The 872-nt window shown below is 78.1% G+C and carries 1 protein-coding gene; it reads left to right on the top strand.

Annotated features, from left to right (window positions below):
* Window positions 1-17 precede the first annotated feature (17 nt).
* The coding region (locus tag EAD98_RS31440; RefSeq protein ID WP_233583697.1) for a hypothetical protein at window positions 18-872 on the top strand (855 nt) is incomplete at its 3' end.

Genomic DNA, 872 nt, shown 5'->3' with positions numbered 1-872 from the left:
GTACCTCGGCTGGCGAGGTGACCCCCACGACGTCGCCAGCGGCGAACGTGACCCCGGCCACTCCGCCGGCCGCGCCCACCAAGCGCACCAAGCGCTCGACCGCCGCGGCGGACACCCCCGCCGCGGCGGACACCCCGACCACACGCACCGCGACCCCGACCAAGCGCGCGACAGGTGCGCGAAAGAGCGCCGCCACCAAGAAGGCAGTCCCCACCCCGCAACAACCAGCGGAGCAGACCCCGACCGATCAACCGGTGCCTGCGGCGAGGGTCGATCGCCCCACGCCGGAGGTCCAGCCGGTCCGGGAGGTCCAGCCCGTCCAGGAAGCTGCGTCGGCCGGGGCGGCAGGGCCGGCCGAGCATCACGTCGCGCGTACCCCGGAATCGGAGCTGCGGCTGGTCACCGCGCAGCTGCGCGACCACCCCGGCTTCGCGCCGGAGTTGCTGGCTCTCGCCGCGGTGCGGGCGCTCGGCCCCGGCGCGGCCGACTGGGCCGAGCGGCTGCGGGCCCGGTATCCGGACGCGCCGGCGGACGGCCTGGCCCGGCTGGCCACCCGGCGGTTCGTGCGCTCGGCGGGCGTGGGCGGGGCGGCCGCCGCGGTGGCCGGGCTCTTCGCGCCGCTGGCCGAGCTGGCGTCAGTGCTCTGGACCCACTCGAACCTGGTGCTGCACCTGGCGGCGGCGTACGGCCGGAATCCCGCGCACCCCGAGCGGGCGGTCGAGCTGCTGGTGCTCACCCAGGTGCACCCGGATCCGGAGAGCGCGCGTGCCGCGTTGGCCGCCGCCGGGACGGCGGAGGACCCGGTGGAGGGGACGTGGCCCCGGGCGGCGGAGGCCGCGTGGCGGCTGGCCGCGCCGCTCACGGCGCAGGCC

It is taken from the genome of Micromonospora sp. CV4 (assembly GCF_003667455.1).
In the GTDB taxonomy this organism is placed as follows: Bacteria; Actinomycetota; Actinomycetes; order Mycobacteriales; family Micromonosporaceae; genus Micromonospora.
This window is presented reverse-complemented; position numbering and strand designations above follow the sequence as displayed.